Below are 14,802 nucleotides of genomic sequence, written 5' to 3'. Positions count from 1 at the left end.
TTGCCCAATTCCTCCCGATCCCAGCGCCGCGCCGCCTCCTGACCCCGCGCCTGGTCCACGGGTACGCAAATAGCAATGGCGACGAGGAACAGGAAGGCGCAGAGCAGGATCGACCCGTGCAACCCGACCAAGGTCTGCAGCAGTCCCAGCGCGACGATCCCGAACATTCCCGCCAACTTGTTGGCCAGCCCCCAAAAACCGAAAAATTCCGCGGCCTTGGCTTCCGGCGAAAACAGCCCCACCAGCGTGCGGCTGGCGGACTGGCTGGAGCCGAGGCTCACGCCGGCGAGTGACCCCACGACCAGGAACAGGTGCTGTGCCTCCCAGCCTACGCCGAAGGTCTCATTGATCCACTCTGTAACCTGTGGCGTACCCCAGATGGCGAGAATCGCCAGCACCCAGAGCGTGAGCGTGATCAGATAGGTGCGCTTGGCGCCGAGGCGATCCTGCAGGGCACCGAACCCAAGGGCGCCGGCGGCCGCGGCGATCTGAACCACGATAAACATGATGTTGCGGATGTGCTCATCCCAGCCAATGACCTGGGCGCCGTAAATGAAGGCGAAGGTGATGATGATGTAGATCCCGCCCATGGAAAACAGCAGGGAGGTCAGGAAGATGGCGAGATCCCGGAAGCGCGCGATATCGCGCACCGTATCCGCCACCCGCCGGAACCCCAGGGTGACGTAATTCGCCCCGGCGGGCAGCGGCCGCGGCACACCCCGCTCTCTTACCCACACAAAGGTGGGCACCGCGGCCAGCAGGAAGAACCCGGCGGCGAAGGGCCCGACCCAGCGGATACGATCGAAGTTCTCGGCCGTCGCATCGCCCAGAAAGGCGAGGGTGAACGCCGCGGCGAACAGCCCGCCAATATAACCCAGGGCCCAACCGAACCCGGAAATCTTACCCAGATCCTCAGGCGGGCCAAGATCCGGAAGAAACGCGGCGATGAAGTTCTCGCCAATGGAGTAGGCGAAGTTCGAGGCAATGATGAGAATGAGCCCCAGCATGATGTCGCCGGGCTCAACGAACACCAGCAATGCCGTGGCGATCACCGTGGCGATGTAACTGGCGAACAGGAAGCGCTTCTTACTGGCGGAGTAATCCATGACCGCCCCGCACACCGGCCCCGAGACCACCACCAGAAAGTAGCTTACCGCCAGCGCCAGGCTCCACAGCAGGTTGCCGAGGCGGTAGTCATCGTTGCGGTCACCGACAATGACCGTGGTGAACAGATCGCCGAAGACAACGGTGATGATCAGCAGCGTGTACGCCTGGTTGGCGAAGTCGAACATCGCCCAGCCAAAGATCTCGCGCCTTGGGGCACGCTCCTTGCGCGGTGCCTCCCTTGGGCTGTCGGTGGCAGTCATGCGGGCCTCCGCGGCACTGAAACGGGCGCCATGGTTGCATGGCGTTGGCGTGCGGGCCTAGTGTCCTGTAATCGAATTCCGGTCATGGGACACTCGTGTCCATCACAGCGCGCGCCGCCCACCGTCCGCGTCCAGGCGGTAGAGCGCCCAGGCATCTTCCGGCGACGAACGGCACATCCCATAGCGAAACGGCGAGTCCATACCCTCCAGCTGGAAGCGCATATCCTTGAAAACCACGCACTGGTCATAGTTGCGCCGGTCCACGCTCCGCAGGGCGGGATAATTGGCGAACCAGTGAAAGAACTTCATGGCCTCTTGTTCCCAAACTTCCCGGGCCAGGGGGGCCACCTCCTGGGGCCCAAACTGTGTGTGGCGGCGCCACTGCATCTCGTCCACGGGGGGATAAGCGGCCCAGAGCTGCCACAGAAAGAACGCATCCTCGCCGGGGTCGCGGGGCGCGCGCTCGCGCCGCAAGTTGACCCGGGCGATGGCATACTGCTCGCCGCGGTCGACAACCACCATCCAGTTGAAGGGCTCCCAGGGCTGCGGATAGGCCTGCGCGACATAGTCGGTCAAGCCCTGCTCGCGAGCCCACGTCTCCCCCAAGTCCACCGCGCTGCGGTATTGCGTGTACTGGAAAAGCACCAGGGCTGTCACCGCGGCCAGGCCGAGTGCGGCCCCGGTCCGCGGCCGCCAGTACAGGCTGGCCGCGAGCCCGGCCACAATCAGGCCAGAGAACCAGGGATCGATGATAAATGTGGTATTCCACCCGGGCGCCCAGTCACTGAATGGCGCGAGAATCTGGGTGCCGTAACTGGTGATGAGGTCGCCAAGGATGTGCACAAAAATCCCCAGCAGAATGACGCCGTAATACGCGCGCCACGGATACCGCCGGCCCAGCAGAATTGCACAGGCCACCGCCAGCAGCCAGGCCCAGATCGGCATGAGCAGCAGCGAATGTGTCGCACCGCGGTGGTTCTCGAGATACGTGATCTCGCCGAAGAGCAACAACACGAAGTCGATATCCGGCGCCGCCGCCGCCAGGAACCCGATCCATGTACGCTCGCGCAAGGATAACTGGTCCGTGCGCGGGGCGCGTGGTGCCGTGGCACGCCCGACCAGCGCCCCGCTCAGTGCATGGGTGAGCGTATCCAGAGCTGTCCCCCTAACAGGTCAGTACCTTAAGTGACTCGCGCGTACCGCGGCGCCGCCTGCTCAGACGCTCACATCCGTGACTTCAGCGTACGCCTCTTCTCGCCGTTCGGACGGTTTCGGTAACGCCGTCAAATTGCGTGGGTGATGGTAGCCGGGAACCCAGCGGGCCAGTGAGGCTGCACCGTGCAGCAGTGTTCCCAGACGGCTGCGCGTGCGCCGCACGTCGTGGGTATCATCGGACAGCCAGCCGGTGAACGTGGTGACGAAGATACTGGTCAACACGGTCTCCTCAAGCCCCCGGTGTATTCCGCTGGCATCGCGGTGAGCCGCCTCGCGCAGCCACTGCACCGTGCGACTGATGCGAAGCACAGCGGGAATCTGCACGTGCAGGTGCCCAGGCTCGAGCTTGCCTTTGATCATCTGGCCGGTCACCCGCCGATGCGGCGCCAGCGCCTCGAGCCAAGCCATGACCAGGCAGTGCAGCCGCTCGGTCGATGGCAGCGCCTGGACTGCAGGATCGGCAGCGGCCTCCAGCATGGCCTGGTCGGCCCGGTCGAACCAGGCATCTGCCAGCTCTTCTTTTTCGCGGAAATGCGCCTGAATGGCGGTCAGATCCGTCCCCAGGTGTGCTGCGACGTCGTGTAAACGCACCTCTTCCCAGCTAGTCTGTTCGGCCAACGTTAGCGCCGTATCCACGATGGCCTCTCGACTAATCCGCATAACGCGCCTCCCTTGTGGAATCTCGCTTTTACCCAGTATAACCAGTCAAGGACTCCGTCTTGTTGACCGGCCTGCCGCCCGCACGTTCCAGGCCTGAGTGGGCTTGGTACTCCAGCCGCCGGGCACACGGAGCACCAAGGGACTCCGGTCATACGGCCACGCCGACACACCCACAGGAGGTTTCCCGATGACCACAACTGTGTGCTTTGCCCACGGCAAGGAAAGCGGCCCCTGGGGCCGCAAGATCACCGCCCTCGCTGAGGTCGCGCGGCGGCACAATCTTGCTGTTGTCAGCCCAGATTACCAGTTCACCATGGATCCGGACGAGCGGGTTGGCTACCTGCTGCAACAACCACTACCCGCAGGCGAACAGCTGATCCTGGTGGGTTCGAGCATGGGCGCTTACGTCTCAGCGGTCGCCAGCGCTCGACTCAACCCCCGGGGCCTGTTCCTGCTCGCGCCCGCGGTGGACATCCCGGGCTACGCCGGCGACACCACGCCAAAGGCGGCGCTGGTGGACGTGGTGCACGGCTGGGATGACGAGATCATTCCCGCGGATGTCGCCATCGGCTGGGCACGGCGGCACCGGACACGGCTGCACCTGGTGGACAGCGAGCATACGTTAACCAGTGCACTGCCGTGGGTGTGCACACTGTTCGACGCGTTTATCGAAGAGTGCCTTTGCCTCACCGCTGCGTGAGCCGCAACTCGATCCGGCGGTTCCGGCGCAGGTCCTCGGGGTCAGTACCGTCCGCAATAGGATGATATTCCCCGAACCCCGCGGGTGAGAGCCGCTCCGGTGGGACACCCTGGTCGATCAGGCGGTCCACGATCGCCTGAGCGCGGGCGGTGGACAGATGCCAGTTGGACGGGAATTCCTCAGTGCTGATAGGGCGCTGGTCGGTATGCCCCTCCACCTGCAGGACCCAGGGAATCCCATCGGGAATGTTGTCCTGCAACTCAAGTATCGTCGAGGCCACCTCGTCGAGCTGATCATGGCCCGCCTCGTCGAGCGTCGCCGAGGCTGTGTCAAAAAAGAGCTCGGACTGCAGCACAAAACGATCCCCCTCGATGCGGATATCCTCCCGCTCGCCGAGCACCTCACGCAAGCGGCCGAAGAAGTCAGAGCGGTAACGGCTGAGTTCGTGGATCTGCTCGATGAGGGCGAGATTAAGGCGACGCCCCAAATCCTGGAGCTCCTCCTCCCGCTGGGCCACCGTCTCCTCGGAGACTTGTAGTGCGACCGTGACGCGACGCAGCTGCTGGCGCAGGGCGTCCACCTGGCGGTTCAAGCGGTCGATGCGAGACTGCTGTGCCTCTGTGAGCTGTTCCTCGTCCTCCAGGGCGCGGCGCTGCTCCGCGATCAGCGCCTGCAGATCGCGCAACGCGATATCGCGCTCTTCGAGTTCCTGCTGCGCCAGGTGGGTGCGTTCCTCGGCGTGGGCGAGCTCTGCCTCCAGCGTCCGGCTGCGATCACGCGCCGCCGTTGCGTCCTCTTCGGCCTCCTCCCGGGCGGCGGCGAGCTCGCCCACTTCGGCCTCGAGCTCGTCACGGAGCTCGCGCAGCGCCATCAGGTCCTGCTGCAGGCTGGCGGCCTCGGCCGCCTGGCGCTCGATGATTTCGGCGTCCGCCTCCATGGTGGCCTCCGCCTCGGCGAGATCCTCCTCAAGCTCACCGATGCGCGAGCGTGCCGTGGTGAGTTCCTCACGCAGGGCACCGCGCTCGGCGATGGATACGGCCAGATCCAGCTCCAGCTCTTCCCGGGCCTCCCGCTCCATGGCCAGCTCATCGCCCAGATCCCGGAGTTCAGTCTCCAGCCGGGCCAGCGCCGCCTCCCGTCCGGCCAAAGTGTCCGTCAGGTAATACTGCGCGACCATGAATAGGCTGAGGACGAAGACAAACAGCAGCAACAACGTGGCCAATACGTCCACGTAGCCTGGCCAGATATTCACACTGCTGCGATTGCGTCGTTCCGGGAACACGTCGTCGTCACCGCTCGCCAGGGTCGCTCCCCGTGACACGGGCCACAGTCCGGGTCAACAGCCGGATCTCGTCACGCAATTCCGAGGCCAGCTCGGTGCGCTCGCTGTGGAGCTCATCCACCAGCCGGTGCAGGCTGCCATCAAGAACACGCAGCCGCTCGTCCAGCTTCTCCGCATCCTCCGTTCGCTCGCCCAGGGCATCCGCCAGCCGCTGCAGCACCGGCTGCAACTCCATCTGCCCGCGGGCCTGGTGGAGCATGCGTTTGTGTTCGCTGCGAATCTGCTCCGCCAGTTCCGCCACCTGGCCGGTGACCGTGGCGATGCTCTCTTCGGCGCTGCGGCGCTCTTCCTCGCGTCGGGCCACCAGCCGTTGCAGACGATCCAGGCTCTCGGCCGTCTGCTCAAGGAGCGCCTGTATATACGATGGGACACTGTGCTCGGTCTCAACGTTCGCGAGTGGGCCGGAGCTAAACCGGGTCAGCCCCGAGAGCTGCTCCTCCAGATCGTTGTAGAAGCGATTCTGGGCATGCCCGGTCTGCAGATCCACGAACCCCAGGACCAGCGCCCCGGCCAGCCCGAACAGCGAGGAGCTGAACGCCGTGCCCATGCCGGCCAACGGTTCCTCGAGGCCGGTGCGCAGCTGCTCGAAGAGTTCGGTTGCATCGCCACTACCCACGCTGAGACCACTGATGACCCGGCCAATGCCGCCGAGCGTATCCAGTAATCCCCAGAACGTACCGAGCAGCCCGAGAAAAATGAGCAGGCCAATGAAATACCGCGATAGATCCCGCGCCTCATCCAGGCGCGAGCGGATGCCGTCGAGCAAGGCGCGCATGCTCATGGTGGATAGCTGCAGGTTATCGCCCCGCTCCTGGAGCATCCGCCCCAGTGAGCCCAGCATTCCGCGCCCCGGTGGCGGCGGCAGCGATTCAGCGCCACGTTGCCACGCGCGCAGCCACGCAGCGTCCGGCCCCAGCACGGCCACCTGCCGAACGTTGATCATGATGCCCACAAGCAGCACGGTGAGGATCATGCCGTTGAAAACGGGGTTCGCCATGAAGGCGTCGGCCAGCCTGATGTGTAAAAGCGCGGCGACGCCGGCCACTCCCATGAGAAACAGTGCGATCCATAACAGCACGCGGCCTGGTTTTCTCACTCGCGCCTCCCGTTTGTCCTACTCACCTGCCCGATCCCGCAGCGCAGGGTGACCCACGTTTTCCCCACCATACAATGAAATGGGACAATCCGGGGGTTCGTCGAGGAGCGGCTGAATGCTCCTTCGCGCTCGCGAGGCATCATTCGGCGTACTCGTAAGCCTGCGGACCATGACCAATGACGAGACAGGATCCTGGAAAACCCTGATCCATCCGCCGCGACCAAGCACCGAGCAGGGCAATCACGGGTAGAGAAATGTGCTGCAAACCAGGGGGTTACCGCCATGGAGGATTGCGTCTTCTGCAACATCGTTGCCGATCGCGAACGCGCCAGCATTGTGCACCAGGACACCTACTGCATTGTCATCATGGATCTCCACCCTTTGACCACGGGTCACGCCCTGGTGATCCCGCGAACACATCATCAATACCTGCGAGAATTACCCCCGGAGCTGCGTCATCATGTGTTCACGGTGGCCGAGGCCGTCATGCGGGCGCAACGGGTCACGTACGAGTGCGCTGGCGCCAACCTGGTACTCAATGATGGCCCCGTGGCGAACCAGACCGTCCCCCACGCCCACGTGCATCTCATTCCACGCCGGCGGGGCGACCTGGGGCACGTGGCTCGGGGGCTGGCGAGGCGGGCACTCCCGGCGCTGCAGCGACGAGCCGGGCGGGGTCGACTGGACGGCGAAGCCATGCGGCTCGCCGCGGCGTTGCCGGCGCTAAACGAGTGAGGGTGCCTGACTCGCCCCGGCCCGGACAACAAGTGCTTGAAGCGTGGATGACAAGCTGGTGCGGGCCGACGCGGCACCCCAGCCGCGACCCGAACACCTTGGACGTCGTTAGAGAACACGGGCGTTGGAGATGCATAATGAGGCCCACATGAGTCAGCAGCGCGTTACCGAAACGCCGGCGCTTCCCGCAGGCATTGAAACCCGCCATGTGGATAATGGCCACGGGCTCACCATGCACCTGCTGGAGGCCGGCCACCGCGGCGATCCGCTCATTCTCCTGCTGCACGGTTTCCCCGAGCTCGCCTACAGCTGGCGCAAGGTCCTGGTACGGCTCGCGCAGGCCGGGTTCTACGTCATCGCCCCGGATCAGCGCGGCTTCGGCCACACCACCGGCTGGGACGGCGATTACGACGGCGACCTGGCGAGCTATACCCAGCTCAGCCTGGTTCGCGACGCAATGGGCCTGGTCGCCGCGCTGGGTTACCGCACGGTCGACGCCGTAGTCGGCCACGACATGGGTTCCACCGTGGCCGGGTACTGCGCCCTGGCCCGGCCGGACGTGTTCCGCTCGGTGGCCTTCATGAGCGCGCCCTTTGCGGGGCCGCCCGCGTTTGCGTTCGACACAGCGGAGCAGCAAGGAGACAACGCCAAACCCCACGGGACCGATATCAGCGCGACGCTGGCAGCCCTGGACCCGCCGCGCAAGCACTACCAGCACTACTTCCGTTCCCGGCAGGCCGCTGCCGACATGCTCGCGGCACCGCAGGGGGTGCACGCGTTCCTGCGCGCCTACTTCCACACCAAAAGCGCTGACTGGCCGGGTAATGCGCCTGCTCCCCTGCAGGCGCTGACGGCATCCGAGCTGGCGACACTCCCCGGTTACTACGTGATGCAGCAGGACAAGACCATGCCGGAGACGGTGGGTCCGGAGATGCCAACGCCGGAGCAGATCGCCGCCTGCCAATGGCTGCCAGACGCTGAACTGGCGGTCTATGCGGAGACCTTCTGCCGAACCGGGTTTCAGGGCGCCCTGCAGTGGTATCGGGCCTTTGCCGAACCGGCATTCCAGAGGGAGCTCTACATCGTCTCCGGCCGCACCGTGGACATGCCGTCATGCTTCATCGCCGGCAAGAAGGACTGGGGCATTTACCAGTTTCCCGGCCGGTTCGAGCGCATGCGCGACACCACCTGCACGCGCATGCTGGGCTGTCACCTGATTCCGGGCGCCGGTCACTGGGTGCAGCAGGAGCAGCCCGAGGCGGTGACGGCGCACCTGCTCACATTCTTCGAGGAGGCTCGGCGACTGAGGACAGCGTGATCCTGCCATGCGGCAACCCAGGCTGAGCGGATCGCCGTCGCCATTTGCGGCCATCTCGACCCTTTCCTTGCCGAACCGAACCCGGTCGGGGTTTGGCATGTGCTCGCTGAACGAGGCAGACGTCGTGCGCGGGTGCAGCTACTGCTGCTCCTCGCGCCGCCGCTTCCTCAACACCAGGTACTGTATCGTCGCGCCGCCGATGAGCCATAGTGGTATGCCAAACAGAAACACACCCACCACGGCGCTGGCCAAGCTCTGGTAGCCCCAGAAGTACCCGATCACCGCGCCAATAATAAAAGGATTCACGAGAAGCCGCATGGCGTACCCCGACGAATGCGCACGAACCGTCCGCGGCAATCATGCTGAAAGCGCAGGACAGGCAGCAATGATTGGCTCATAAACCCAAGATGGCAAGCCCTGGGCCTCGGTTCCAGCCTCGCCGTCATTGCCCTCGCCAGCGCCTGAGCGGAGCTGCCTGATTCATTGGACCTGAACCAACCTGACCTCGCGACCTTCGATGCCATGGCCCTCGCAAGCTCCGGTCGTTGTGGTGGATCCGCGCGACTCAGCCCTTTTGAACCACGTCAAAACATTCCAGGGCCGGACTCTCCAGGTAGACATGACGGTGGTCACCCGCTGACCGGTGGGCATCACGGAATGCCTGGGAGCGCGTCCATGCATCGAACGCGTCTCGGGACGCCCACATGCTATGGGAGGCATACAACGTGTAATCGTCGTGTTCGGGTCCGCGTAGCAGGTGGAACGCAATAAAACCAGGAACCGAGTTCAACTGGGAGTCCCTTTCGGCCCAGATCCGCTCGAACTCCTCCTCGCAACCCTTATGGATTCGAAAGCGGTTCATGGCGATGAACATAAAGCACACCTCACTGTTCAGTGGTGAATGGTCGTCCGGGTCGTCATAGTGTAACGACCGTGGTCACACGCTGTGTCAACAGCTGCGTGATTGCCCGAGCGGGACATGGACGGCCCCGGGCTTCGGGACCTATTCTCTACACTGGAGTGGTGACCGGCACCGGCCACACGGCGATAACAAACCTGGGGGAGAAAGCCGATGTTCCGAAGCGTGACCAACGCCTCCGTGCGTCTCATGGAGCGCTACCTACCTGACCCTTACATCTTCGTGCTGCTGCTCACCCTCGTGGTGTTTGCGATGGGCATGGGCATCGAGCGTGAGAGCCCCATGGCCATGGTGGAACACTGGGGCGACGGGTTCTGGAACCTGCTTGAGTTCGCCATGCAGATGGTGCTGGTCCTGGTGACCGGCTTCGTGCTCGCCAGCACGCCCATGTTCAAGATGATCCTGCAGACCCTGGCCAAGCTGGCGCGATCCCCGGGGCAGGCCATCATCATGGTCACCCTGGTATCCATCGTCGCCGCCTGGATCAACTGGGGCTTTGGCCTGGTAATCGGGGCGCTGTTCGCCCGTCAGCTGGCACAGGTTGTGCCACGGGTGGACTACCGCCTCCTGATTGCCAGTGCTTACAGCGGCTTTATCGTCTGGCACGGGGGGCTGGCAAGTTCCATCGGCTTGGTGGTCGCCACGGATGGGCATTTCCTCGAAGAGCAGATTGGCATCATCGGCACCGGGCAGACCATTTTCTCGTCCATGAACCTACTGCTCGTTCTGATCATGCTTGTCGTTATTCCCCTGATGTGCCGCTTGATGATGCCCAAGCCGGAGGATTCGGTGACGGTCGATCCAAAGGTGCTGGAGCGTGAGGAGGAGCAGCCATCACTGTCGTGGGATCGCCCGGCTGATCGGGTTGAGAACAGCATCATCCTCGCGCAGGCCATCGGCATCATGGGGCTGGTGTTTATCCTGTACTACTTCTTCTCGCGACAGGCGGATCTCAACCTCAACATCGTGAACTTCACCTTCCTCACGCTTGGCATCATGCTCCACGGCCGCCCGTCGCTCTTTCTGCACTCGGTGCGCAACGCCGTGAAAGGCGCCAGCGGCATCATCATCCAGTTCCCGTTCTACGCGGGCATCATGGGCATGATGGCCGGCTCCGGGCTGGTTGAGACATTCTCCCAGGCCTTCGTCGCCATCTCCACGGAGACAACGTTTCCGCTCTTCGCCTTCCTCAGCGCGGGCATCGTCAATGTCTTTGTGCCCTCCGGCGGCGGACAATGGGCCGTGCAGGGGCCGGTGATGATCCCCGCGGGCATCGAGCTGGGGGTGGATAACGCGCGCACCGCCATGGCCGTGGCCTGGGGGGACGCCTGGACCAACCTGATTCAGCCGTTCTGGGCGCTGCCGGCACTGGCCATTGCCGGTCTCAACGCGAAGGACATCATGGGCTTTTGCCTGATCAACCTGGTTGTGACCGGGGTGATTATCGGCCTGGGGCTTATGTTCCTGCCGTAAGCGATGGCTTTCCAGGGGGGACGAACAACGGGCGCCACAGGCGCCCGTTGTTCGTTTACACCGTGGAAACGACCTACTGCTTGCCGTTGAACTCCGGGTAGGCCTCCATACCGCACTCGGTGAGATCCAGGCCCTGGACCTCTTCCTCCTCGGTGACGCGGATGCCCATAGCCAGCTTGAGGATGAGCCAGAGAACCAGGCTCGCCCCGAATACCCAGGCGAAGATACTGGCAAGGCCCACCAGCTGGGCAACAATCGTGGCGTCGTCGGACCACAGCAGCACCGCCAGCACGCCCCAAATGCCGCAAGTGCCGTGCACGGAGATGGCCCCCACCGGATCGTCGATCTTTAGCTTGTCCAGGAACACGATGGAGAAAACGACAAGCAAACCGCCGAGCGCGCCGATGATTACGGCAAGCAGGTGGGAGGGCACATCGGGACCCGCCGTGATGGACACAAGTCCCGCCAGGGCGCCGTTGAGGATCAGCGTCAGGTCGGCCTTGCCGTACAAAGCACGGCTCAGCAGCATCGCTGCGACCAGGCCCGCAGCGGCCGCCATGTTGGTGTTGGTGAACACCAGGGCCACGGCGTTCGCGGATTCGACGTCCGAGACCTTGAGCTCAGACCCCCCGTTGAAGCCGAACCAGCCGAGCCAAAGGATGAACGTCCCGAGTGTCGCCAGCGGCAGGTTGGCGCCCGGTATGGCCCGTACCTTGCCATCTGCCCCGTACTTGCCCTTACGCGGCCCGAGGATCAGCACGGCCGCCAGCGCCGCCGCGCCACCGGTCATATGCACGATGCCAGAGCCGGCGTAGTCGGCGTACCCGAGCTGATCCAGCCAGCCGCCGCCCCAGGTCCAGTATCCCTGCACCGGGTAGATCACGCCGGTCATGACCACCGCAAAGGCAAGAAAACTCCAGAGTTTCATGCGCTCGGCCACCGCGCCGGAGATGATCGACATGGCCGTGGCAACAAAGACCACCTGGAAAAAGAAATCCGAGGTGTTGGAGTAGTAGATCTCGCCGTCACTGCCGAGCACGTCGGCGACGCTGTTGTCGGCATCCAGTCCGAACCCCAGCGCCGGGAAGATACCGCTCGGCGAGCCGCCATACATGACCTGATAGCCGATGAACAGATACATGATGCAGGCGATGGAGTACAACGCCACGTTCTTGGTGAGAATCTCGGTTGTGTTGCGGGAACGCACCAGGCCCGACTCGAGCATGGTAAAGCCGGCTGCCATCCACATGACCAGCGCACCGGAGAGCAGGAAATAGAAGGTGTCCAACGCGTAGGCAACTTCGATCACTTGATCCATTGTTATCATCCTCTGTGGCAACGAACCCGGTGATCAGAGCGCGTCCTGGTCGGTTTCCCCGGTGCGGATGCGGATTGCCCGCTCGAGGTCGAAGACGAAGATCTTGCCGTCGCCGATCTTCCCGGTGTTGGCCGCTTTGGAAATGGCCTCGATGGTGCGCTCAGTGAGGTCCTCCTGAATCCCCACCTCGATCTTCACCTTTGGAAGAAAATCCACCACATACTCCGCGCCGCGGTAGAGTTCCGTGTGGCCTTTCTGACGGCCGAAGCCCTTGACTTCGGTGACAGTAATACCCTGCACGCCGATCTCGGAGAGTGCTTCGCGCACGTCGTCGAGCTTGAACGGCTTGATGATTGCGGTGACGAGTTTCATTCCCGGCTACTCCCTGAAGACCGGCCCGGATCGACGGGCCCTGATACGGGTTCCCCCGCGTTGCGGGTGACCAGCCCGACACCGTAAGCTGTCAGTCACGGTACAGGCTGGACTCGCACCCTCTTCAGCATTTCCTGTGCCAGTTGTTGTTTTCATCGATAATTCATGTTGTTATTGAATCGTGGGTGCAGCGTTTCGCGGCAGCGCACAAACCATACGCACCGAATGCGTGCATAATGCACACATTCGGTGCAACGGGCAGACAATGACGATCAGGAGTGCACGATATGCTGGATCCGAAATCACTCGATGACATGGCGCGCAAGTTCGCAGCCAACCTTCCCCCGGGTCTGCGGGAATTCCAGCAGGAAATGGAGCGCAACTTCCGCACGACGATGCAGAGCACATTCAACCGCCTGGACCTGGTCACGCGCGAGGAGTTCGACGCGCAGTCCAAGGTGCTCGCGCGCACCCGCACGCAGCTTGAGGCCCTGGAAGAACGGGTCGCCGCGCTCGAGGGGCGATCAACGACTGGGAGTGACGACAGCCAGGACAGCTGAAACCCAGGCCGCGGGTACGGACGGCCGGTCCAGGGATGGAAATCATGGCACTAGCAGTGGTTTATGGCCGGGCCGGTCTCGGCGTGGATGCGCCCGTTGTCGATATCGAAGTCCACCTCGCCAACGGCCTGCCCTCCATTGCCATCGTCGGCTTGCCAGAGACGGCCGTAAGAGAAAGCCGCGACCGCGTCCGTAGCGCCATACTCAACAGCGGCTTCGAATTCCCCACGCGCCGCATCACGATTAATCTCGCCCCGGCGGATCTCCCCAAGGAAGGCGGGCGCTTCGACCTGCCCATTGCCATCGGCATCCTGGCCGCATCAGGTCAGGTACCGCGGGAAGCGCTGACGGCTTGGGAATTCGCCGGCGAGTTGGCACTGACCGGCTCGCTGCGCCCCATTCGCGGCTGCCTGCCGGTGGCCGTCCAGGCGCGACGCGCTGGCCGATCGCTGGCAGTGCCCGCCGCCAACGGCCCGGAGTCCGCCCTCGTGCACCCGGAGGCAAGCTTCGGCGCCGGTCACCTGCTCGATGTTACGGGCCATCTCACCGGCACGGTGCCTCTGGAACCGGCCCGGGCCGAGCCACCCAAGCCCGCGGAGCCACCCCCTGACCTTGCGGACGTCCGCGGTCAAACCGGTGCCCGTCGCGCGCTGGAAATCGCGGCCGCCGGGGGCCACTCACTGCTGTTGAGCGGCCCCCCCGGCACCGGCAAGAGCATGCTCGCGGCACGCCTGCCGGGGATTCTCCCGCCCATGAGCGAGAGCGAGTGCCTGGAGACGGCAGCCGTGCTGTCCCTGAGCCGCCACGGTTTTTCGCCGGCACACTGGGGACACCGGCCATTCCGGGCACCCCACCATTCCGCGTCCCATGCGGCGCTCACCGGCGGCGGCTCCCGCCCGCGCCCCGGGGAGATCTCCCTCGCCCACAACGGTGTGCTGTTTTTGGACGAACTCCCGGAGTTCGGCCGCCAGGCCCTGGAGGTCCTGCGCGAGCCGCTGGAAAACGGCCGGGTGAGCATCGCGCGCGCGGCGGCGCAGGTGGAGTACCCCGCCCGATTCCAGCTCGTCACGGCCATGAACCCATGCCCCTGCGGCTATCTCGGCGATCCGGTTCACGCTTGCCGCTGCACGCCGGATCAGGTCGCGCGCTATCGGGGCCGTGTCTCCGGCCCGCTGCTCGACCGTATCGACATGCAGGTGATCGTGCCGCGGCTGCGCCCGGAGGAGCTGCAGCAGGCCAAGCCAGGTGAGGCATCGACAAAGGTCCGCGAGCGGGTGTGTATCGCCCGGGAACGACGCCTCGCCTTGAGCGGCGCCGCCAGCGCCGCCCTGGGACCGGACGCCGTCGAGGCCGCGTGCGCACTGGGTCGGGCAGAGGGGCAGTTTCTCACCGAGGCTATGGAACGCCTCGGCCTGTCCGCCCGGGCCTATCACCGCCTGTTGCGCGTCGGCCGCACCATCGCGGATCTCGCCGGAGCCGAACGCGTGAGCGTACAGCACCTCGCAGAGGCTTTAGGGTATCGGCGCTTGAGTGCGCAGGAGGATACCGGGGCGATACGGGTGTAGGCCCCCGGGGGATCGGTGTGCGCCGAAGGCGCGTCGCTAGTGTCCTGTCCCGTAAATAAGTTGCGAAAATTGGCGTGGATCCTGACGGTTCCTGGCAAGGCGCGCCGACGAGACGTAGCGGGGACTACGGCGAGGAGGCGCAACGCCGCCAGGGGCCGTCAG

General features: G+C 64.2%; 15 protein-coding genes. 6 read left to right on the top strand and 9 right to left on the bottom strand.

The annotated features are described in order from the left end of the window. The 3 genes from QZT63_RS12740 to QZT63_RS12730 form a co-directional block, all read right to left on the bottom strand. Nucleotides 1-1,367 (bottom strand): MFS transporter (locus QZT63_RS12740; RefSeq protein ID WP_290651731.1); only part of this gene is annotated, 1,367 nt, incomplete at its 3' end. Nucleotides 1,368-1,469: 102 nt separating this feature from the next. Next, a complete protein-coding gene (locus QZT63_RS12735; RefSeq protein WP_290651733.1) occupies nucleotides 1,470-2,522 on the bottom strand; it encodes a metal-dependent hydrolase in 1,053 nt (350 codons plus the stop codon). 60 nt (nucleotides 2,523-2,582) lie between these two features. After that, nucleotides 2,583-3,242, bottom strand: a complete 660-nt coding sequence (locus tag QZT63_RS12730) for a TetR/AcrR family transcriptional regulator (RefSeq protein ID WP_290651729.1) — start codon at nucleotides 3,240-3,242, stop codon at nucleotides 2,583-2,585. A 187-nt stretch (nucleotides 3,243-3,429) separates the two neighbouring features. On the opposite strand from QZT63_RS12730, the gene QZT63_RS12725 reads away from it, so the two are divergent. Beyond that, nucleotides 3,430-3,942, top strand: coding sequence for an alpha/beta hydrolase (locus QZT63_RS12725; RefSeq protein ID WP_290651727.1), 513 nt, complete (start codon nucleotides 3,430-3,432; stop codon nucleotides 3,940-3,942). Here the strand turns inward: QZT63_RS12725 and QZT63_RS12720 are convergent. Both QZT63_RS12720 and QZT63_RS12715 read right to left on the bottom strand, forming a co-directional pair. Next, entirely contained in the window at nucleotides 3,929-5,263 is a 1,335-nt protein-coding gene (locus QZT63_RS12720; RefSeq protein ID WP_290651725.1) for a peptidoglycan-binding protein, read from the bottom strand. The two genes, QZT63_RS12725 and QZT63_RS12720, sit on opposite strands and share 14 nt — an antisense overlap. After that, nucleotides 5,232-6,380: a flagellar motor protein MotA gene (locus QZT63_RS12715; RefSeq protein WP_290651724.1), complete on the bottom strand. Its 1,149-nt coding sequence runs from the start codon at nucleotides 6,378-6,380 to the stop codon at nucleotides 5,232-5,234. Before QZT63_RS12715 ends, QZT63_RS12720 begins: the two co-directional genes overlap by 32 nt. Before the next feature lie 282 nt (nucleotides 6,381-6,662). Between QZT63_RS12715 and QZT63_RS12710 the strand changes: the two genes are divergently transcribed. Then, complete coding sequence (locus tag QZT63_RS12710) at nucleotides 6,663-7,115, top strand: HIT family protein (RefSeq protein WP_290651722.1); 453 nt, start codon at nucleotides 6,663-6,665, stop codon at nucleotides 7,113-7,115. Nucleotides 7,116-7,263: 148 nt separating this feature from the next. After that, a complete protein-coding gene (locus QZT63_RS12705; protein ID WP_290651720.1) occupies nucleotides 7,264-8,433 on the top strand; it encodes an alpha/beta hydrolase in 1,170 nt (389 codons plus the stop codon). Nucleotides 8,434-8,571: 138 nt separating this feature from the next. Here QZT63_RS12705 and QZT63_RS12700 read toward each other — a convergent pair whose 3' ends face one another. Then, on the bottom strand, nucleotides 8,572-8,751 hold the full coding sequence (locus QZT63_RS12700; RefSeq protein ID WP_290651718.1) for a hypothetical protein: 180 nt from the start codon (nucleotides 8,749-8,751) through the stop codon (nucleotides 8,572-8,574). A gap of 247 nt (nucleotides 8,752-8,998) precedes the next feature. Beyond that, nucleotides 8,999-9,307 (bottom strand): antibiotic biosynthesis monooxygenase, encoded by a 309-nt coding sequence (locus QZT63_RS12695; protein WP_290651716.1) that lies wholly within the window; start codon nucleotides 9,305-9,307, stop codon nucleotides 8,999-9,001. A 198-nt stretch (nucleotides 9,308-9,505) separates the two neighbouring features. Here QZT63_RS12695 and QZT63_RS12690 point away from each other — a divergent pair, with 198 nt between their 5' ends. Continuing rightward, a complete protein-coding gene (locus QZT63_RS12690) occupies nucleotides 9,506-10,825 on the top strand; it encodes a short-chain fatty acid transporter (protein ID WP_290651714.1) in 1,320 nt (439 codons plus the stop codon). A 73-nt stretch (nucleotides 10,826-10,898) separates the two neighbouring features. Here the strand turns inward: QZT63_RS12690 and QZT63_RS12685 are convergent, their stop codons facing one another. Continuing rightward, nucleotides 10,899-12,143 carry an ammonium transporter gene (locus tag QZT63_RS12685; protein ID WP_290651713.1) on the bottom strand — a complete coding sequence of 415 codons (1,245 nt, stop codon included), beginning with the start codon at nucleotides 12,141-12,143 and terminating at the stop codon, nucleotides 10,899-10,901. Nucleotides 12,144-12,176: 33 nt separating this feature from the next. Next, nucleotides 12,177-12,515 (bottom strand): P-II family nitrogen regulator, encoded by a 339-nt coding sequence (gene glnK, locus QZT63_RS12680; protein WP_290651712.1) that lies wholly within the window; start codon nucleotides 12,513-12,515, stop codon nucleotides 12,177-12,179. A gap of 287 nt (nucleotides 12,516-12,802) precedes the next feature. Between glnK and QZT63_RS12675 the strand changes: the two genes are divergently transcribed. Both QZT63_RS12675 and QZT63_RS12670 read left to right on the top strand, forming a co-directional pair. Continuing rightward, nucleotides 12,803-13,075 (top strand): accessory factor UbiK family protein, encoded by a 273-nt coding sequence (locus tag QZT63_RS12675; RefSeq protein WP_290651711.1) that lies wholly within the window; start codon nucleotides 12,803-12,805, stop codon nucleotides 13,073-13,075. Between the two features lie 44 nt (nucleotides 13,076-13,119). Next, nucleotides 13,120-14,640 (top strand): YifB family Mg chelatase-like AAA ATPase, encoded by a 1,521-nt coding sequence (locus QZT63_RS12670; RefSeq protein ID WP_290651709.1) that lies wholly within the window; start codon nucleotides 13,120-13,122, stop codon nucleotides 14,638-14,640. Nucleotides 14,641-14,802 lie beyond the last annotated feature (162 nt).

It is taken from the genome of Aquisalimonas sp. (genome assembly GCF_007120195.1).
Classification (GTDB): domain Bacteria; phylum Pseudomonadota; class Gammaproteobacteria; order Nitrococcales; family Aquisalimonadaceae; genus Aquisalimonas.
Note: the sequence above shows the minus strand (reverse complement) of the source record. Positions and strands in the feature narration are given on the sequence as shown.

Excerpts from the sequence above, each read along its gene's own strand:
- QZT63_RS12710 (WP_290651722.1), top strand. The coding sequence starts at position 6,663 with ATGGAGGATTGCGTCTTCTGCAACATCGTTGCCGATCGCGAACGCGCC.
- QZT63_RS12700 (WP_290651718.1), bottom strand. The coding sequence starts at position 8,751 with ATGCGGCTTCTCGTGAATCCTTTTATTATTGGCGCGGTGATCGGGTAC.
- QZT63_RS12730 (WP_290651729.1), bottom strand. The coding sequence starts at position 3,242 with ATGCGGATTAGTCGAGAGGCCATCGTGGATACGGCGCTAACGTTGGCC.
- QZT63_RS12670 (WP_290651709.1), top strand. The coding sequence starts at position 13,120 with ATGGCACTAGCAGTGGTTTATGGCCGGGCCGGTCTCGGCGTGGATGCG.
- QZT63_RS12725 (WP_290651727.1), top strand. The coding sequence starts at position 3,430 with ATGACCACAACTGTGTGCTTTGCCCACGGCAAGGAAAGCGGCCCCTGG.
- QZT63_RS12695 (WP_290651716.1), bottom strand. The coding sequence starts at position 9,307 with ATGTTCATCGCCATGAACCGCTTTCGAATCCATAAGGGTTGCGAGGAG.
- glnK (WP_290651712.1), bottom strand. The coding sequence starts at position 12,515 with ATGAAACTCGTCACCGCAATCATCAAGCCGTTCAAGCTCGACGACGTG.
- QZT63_RS12675 (WP_290651711.1), top strand. The coding sequence starts at position 12,803 with ATGCTGGATCCGAAATCACTCGATGACATGGCGCGCAAGTTCGCAGCC.
- QZT63_RS12690 (WP_290651714.1), top strand. The coding sequence starts at position 9,506 with ATGTTCCGAAGCGTGACCAACGCCTCCGTGCGTCTCATGGAGCGCTAC.
- QZT63_RS12685 (WP_290651713.1), bottom strand. The coding sequence starts at position 12,143 with ATGGATCAAGTGATCGAAGTTGCCTACGCGTTGGACACCTTCTATTTC.
- QZT63_RS12705 (WP_290651720.1), top strand. The coding sequence starts at position 7,264 with ATGAGTCAGCAGCGCGTTACCGAAACGCCGGCGCTTCCCGCAGGCATT.